This window comes from Methyloceanibacter marginalis (genome assembly GCF_001723295.1).
Lineage (GTDB): Bacteria > Pseudomonadota > Alphaproteobacteria > Rhizobiales > Methyloligellaceae > Methyloceanibacter > Methyloceanibacter marginalis.
This window is the reverse complement of record NZ_LPWD01000433.1, coordinates 1-4860: the sequence shown is the minus strand read 5'-3', so window position 1 is coordinate 4860 and position 4860 is coordinate 1. Positions and strand designations below refer to the sequence as shown.

At 64.5% G+C, this 4860-nt stretch carries 3 protein-coding genes and 1 pseudogene; 3 read left to right on the top strand and 1 reads right to left on the bottom strand.

What is annotated here, in order from left to right:
- From AUC71_RS15090 to AUC71_RS15080, 3 genes and pseudogenes are all read left to right on the top strand, one after another.
- On the top strand, positions 1–887 hold an 887-nt coding region (locus AUC71_RS15090; protein ID WP_141701752.1), incomplete at its 5' end, for an RluA family pseudouridine synthase.
- Positions 888–995: 108 nt separating this feature from the next.
- A pseudogene (rpoH, locus tag AUC71_RS15085) lies at positions 996–1885 on the top strand (RNA polymerase sigma factor RpoH).
- A gap of 93 nt (positions 1886–1978) precedes the next feature.
- A complete protein-coding gene (locus AUC71_RS15080) occupies positions 1979–2845 on the top strand; it encodes an alpha/beta fold hydrolase (RefSeq protein ID WP_083238466.1) in 867 nt (288 codons plus the stop codon).
- On the opposite strand, the gene AUC71_RS15075 is transcribed toward AUC71_RS15080, so the two are convergent.
- A complete protein-coding gene (locus tag AUC71_RS15075; protein ID WP_069624899.1) occupies positions 2805–4634 on the bottom strand; it encodes a monovalent cation:proton antiporter-2 (CPA2) family protein in 1830 nt (609 codons plus the stop codon). The two genes, AUC71_RS15080 and AUC71_RS15075, sit on opposite strands and share 41 nt — an antisense overlap.
- Positions 4635–4860 lie beyond the last annotated feature (226 nt).

Below are 4860 nucleotides of genomic sequence, written 5' to 3'. Positions count from 1 at the left end.
TTATCAGGGATGGCCAAGTGGCCTCAAGCGGCGCGACCATAGAGGACGTGAAATATAGGGTCAAACCGGGCGAGAGCTTCGAACTTTGCCTGCCGCCCGTTGCCGATACCACGATCGGCGCCGAAGCGATCCCGCTCGACGTGGTCTACGAGGACGACGCGCTCATCGTCATCGACAAGCCGGCCGGCCTCGTGGTGCATCCCGGCGCCGGCCAGCCCGACGGCACGCTCGTCAACGCGCTTGTGGCCCATTGCGGCACGTCTCTCTCCGGCATCGGCGGCGTGGCCCGGCCCGGCATCGTGCACCGCCTCGACAAGGATACGAGCGGGCTGATGGTCGTGGCCAAGACGGACCAAGCCCACCGCGCCCTTGCCGAGCAATTCGCCGACCATGGCCGCACCGGCGAGATGGAACGCGGTTATCTGGCGCTGGTATGGGGCGCGCCGTCGCGGCCGCACGGACGGATCGTGGCGCCGATCGGACGCCATCCGACGAGCCGTACCAAGATGGCCGTGCTTTCCGAGGAGAAAGGACGGGAGGCCGCAACACGCTGGCGCGTGGCGGAGACCTACGGGCACGGCAAGGACGGGCCCCTCGCCGCGCTGGTCGAGTGCACGCTCGAGACCGGGCGCACCCACCAAGTGCGCGTTCACCTGGCCCATATTGGGCACCCCCTGGTCGGCGATCCGCTTTACGGCCGCGGGTTTAAGTCAAAGCTGGGGAAACTGCCGGAGGACGCGAGGGCGAAGCTCGCCGGCCTCGAACGCCAAGCGCTCCATGCCGCCCGGCTTACCTTCGTGCATCCCGTGACCGGCACATTAATGGAATTTAATAGTCCGCTACCTGAGGATCTCGCCGAGATTGCGGTTACATTCAAGCAACTGTGATGCCGAGTCGCCTTTTCCGCGCACGGCAAAGGTTCTATAGACGAACGTGCCGGGGGGCAGGTTGAACGGGAAGAGCGCAGCCGTTTGAGGCTGCCGGAGACGGGTTCCATGGCCGCCAGAAGTTTGCCGAGCGTGAGCGCCCACGGCGGGCTGACACGCTACCTCGAAGAAATCAGACAATTTCCGATGCTGGAGCCGCAGCAGGAGTACATGCTCGCCAAGAGTTGGCGCGAGCATGACGACCGCGACGCAGCGCATCAGCTCGTCACTTCGCATTTGCGGCTCGTGGCGCGCATCGCCATGGGTTATCGCGGCTACGGCTTGCCGATCGGCGAGGTCATCTCCGAAGGCAATGTCGGCCTGATGCAGGCGGTGAAGCGCTTCGATCCCGATAAGGGCTTCCGGCTCGCGACCTATGCCATGTGGTGGATTCGCGCCGCGATCCAGGAATACATCCTGCGCTCGTGGAGCCTGGTGAAGATGGGCACCACAGCGGCCCAGAAGAAGCTCTTCTTCAACCTGCGTAAGGTCAAGGGTCAGCTCAAGGCCCTCGAAGAAGGCGACCTGCACCCCGACCATGTGAAGACGATCGCCACCCGGCTCGGCGTGAGCGAGGACGACGTCGTCTCCATGAACCGGCGGCTCTCGGGCGACTCATCGCTCAACGCGCCCGTGCGCAACGATGCGGAGAGCGGCGAGTGGATGGACTGGTTGGTGGACGACACCTCCGTCGACCAGGAAACCGCGCTGGCGGATTCCGAAGAGAAAGAGCAGCGCCACGACATGCTGCAAGACGCGCTCGAAACGCTGAACGAGCGCGAGCGCCGCGTGTTCGAAGCGCGCCGCCTCTCCGAGGATCCACTGACGCTGGAGCAACTCTCCACGGAATTCGGCGTGTCGCGCGAACGCATCCGCCAGATCGAGGTCCGCGCCTCGAGAAGGTGCAAAAGGCGGTCCAGAAAGCCGCCGCCGCGGCCGAACCCGAGCCGGTCGACTAGCAGACCCTCTAGCGCTCACATCTGTTAGATTCGTCATGGCCGGGCTTGATCCGGCAATCCGTTCCACTGGCAATAGCACTGAGGGCCAACGGCATGGATGCCCGGATCAAGTCGGGGCATGACGGTTCATTGGAATACGGGTCGGGGGAAATGAAGCATCTGAAAGTCGAGGGCATCGACGTCGCCTATCTCGACGAGGGCAAGGGCCCGTGCGCCATCCTCGGCCATTGCTCCAGCGCCTCCCACAAGGAATGGCTGCCACTGATCGAGACCTTGAAGGCCGATTGGCGCGTACTGGGACCCGACTTCATCGGCTACGGACAGTCCGACCCCTGGCCCATCGACAAGCCGTTCAGCATCGAAGCCGACGTCAAGGTGCTGTTGGCGCTTGCCAGAAAGACCAAGAGCAAACTTCATCTGGTCGGCCACTCCTACGGTGCGGCGCTCGCTCTCGAGGCCGCGCGCAAGCTGGGCGCCCGGGTCAAAAGTCTCACTTTGGTCGAGCCGGTCTCGTTTCACCTCTTGCGCATCGAGAACCGTCCCGAATGGAAGGATGTCGAGAAGCTCGGCGTGTCCGTGCTCGATCCCGTGGCCAAAGGCGACGACCGTAAGGCCGCCGCCGCTTTCATGAGCTATTGGCTCGGCCGCTGGCGCTGGTGGCTGTCGCCAGAGCGTTTCAAGAGCGCCATCGCCACCACGATCCCCAAAGTCGCGCTCGAATTCTCCATCGCCATCGACGCGCAGACGACGCTTGCGGACTATGCCGAAATCGAAGCGCCGGTGTTGCTTATCGTCGGCGCCAAGACACCGCCGCCAACCCGCGCCGTGATCGAGTTGCTAGGCGGGGCACTGCCCAACGCGAAAGTCGAGACGCTAAGAGGCGCCGGGCACATGAGCCCTTTCACGCATCCCGCCGAACTCAACCAGCTGATCCTCGATCATCTCGCCGCTCACCGCTAGCCGGGCTGTCGCCGTCGCCGAGATCCTGGACATCCTTGGTGAACAAATCTTCGAGCTCAACTGCGGCGGAGAGCGCATTGGCGCGCATCTTCTCCTGGTCGGTGTAGATCTTGTAGTCGTCGTAAAGCCGCTTCTCGTCATGCCGCTTGAAGGTCGCGATCAAGCGCGTCACCTCGTCCGGCTTCAGGCCAAGCCCGCGCAAAAGCTGCCTGGTGAGCTCGAGCGCCGAGAGAAACGTCTCACGCTCGATGATGGTGACCCCAAGATCCAAGAGCCTATGCACATGGATTCGGTCCCTGGCCCGCGCGTAGATCGGCAGATCGGGAAAGTTCTCGCGAACGACCTCGGCCACCCTGATCGATGCATCGACATTGTCGATGGCCAACACGAAGGCTTGCGCTTTGCGCGCCCCGGCGGCCCGCAAGATGTCGATTCTCCCCGCGTCGCCATAATAGATCTCCGCGCCGAACCGGCTTGACGAAGTCACTTGCGCGATGCTGGCGTCGAGCGCGGTGAAGGGAATATGCCGCGCGCGCAGCACGCGGGCCACGATTTGCCCGAAGCGGCCGAAACCGGCGATGATGACGTGCTGCTCGCCTTCCGGCGGCATCTCGTAGTCCGGCGGCGCCGGTGTCAACGCGCGCGCCACCACGTCGTCGATAAGCAGAAGCAGCGGCGTTGCCGCCATGGACAGGGTGACCGCGAGCGTCAGCAGGCTCGCCGTGTCGCGCCCAATCACGCCTTCGAACATGCCCACCGAGAACAGCACGAAGGCGAACTCGCCACCCTGGCTGAGGATGATGCCCAAACGGCGTGCCGATGCGTTGGCAAGTCCCCACCAGCGGCCGAGCCCGTAAAGAACGGTGGCCTTCACCCAGAAGCAGACCTGCGACGATGGCCAGCAGCGCCCAAGCTGCGCCACCAGCACCGAAAGATCGATGGACATGCCCACCGCGATGAAGAACACGGCAAGCAGCAGGCCTTCGAACGGCGCGATATCCGCCTCGATCTGATGGCGGTATTCGGAGTCCGCCAACAGCGCCCCCGCGATGAAGGAGCCGAGCGCCGCGGAGAGCCCGACCGCCTCCATGATCAGGGCCACGCCGACCACGGTCAGCAGAGCGCTGGCCGTCATGGCCTCGCGCACACCCGTGGCGGCAACCAGATGATACAGCCGGCTCAACAAGAATCGCCCGACCAAGATCACGCCGGCTATCGTGAGGATAGCGAGCCCGGCGCTGGCGAGGTCCATCTTCGGCTCCTCGACGCCAAGGGCGAAGAGCGGTACCAGCGCGATCAAGGGTATCGCCGCGAGGTCCTGGAACAGCAGCACGGAGAATGCGAGCCGCCCATGCCGCGTGGTGAGCTCGCCCCGCTCTTCCATGACTTGAAGCGCGAACGCGGTCGACGACAGCGACAAGGCGAGACCGATGAACAAGGCCTGCGAAGGGGGGAGCCCTAGGGCCAGGCCAATAGCCGCAAGCAAAAAGGCCGTGATGACGAGTTGCGCCACGCCGAGGCCGAAAATGGCCGAGCGCATCGACCACAGGCGGATCGGCCGAAGCTCGAGCCCGATCACGAACAGGAGCAGCACGACCCCGAACTCGCCGAGATGCAGGACCTGATCCGCGTCTTCGAGGGCGTAGTACCGGCCGAGCACGAAGGGCCCGATGACCACCCCGGCGGCGAGGTAGCCGAGTACGGCGCCGATGCCCAGGAACCGGCCGATAGGGGCTGCAATGGCGGCGGCGGCCAGAAACACGACCACCTGAAGCAACGCCGCTGTCATGCTCGCTGAATATCCTCCCGCTTTTGGGTATCACGCGAATCGCGGAGCAGCCAGCGGCGAGCAGAGTGGCGATTGCCGCAGGGCGCATCAGGCTCTACGAGGAGGCCCATGGAAACGCTGCAAGACGGTGCCGCCAGCACCACCCCGCGCCCAGTCTTCGCGACGCGCTGCCGGTGTGGGCGAAAATCGGCGTCATATCGTTCGCGGCCGCCGGCCAATCGCTTGA

What these genes read in the sequence shown, in the direction of transcription:
- AUC71_RS15080 (WP_083238466.1), top strand. Translation starts at nt 1,979, where the DNA reads ATGGATGCCCGGATCAAGTCGGGGCATGACGGTTCATTGGAATACGGG.
- AUC71_RS15075 (WP_069624899.1), bottom strand. Translation starts at nt 4,634, where the DNA reads ATGACAGCGGCGTTGCTTCAGGTGGTCGTGTTTCTGGCCGCCGCCGCC.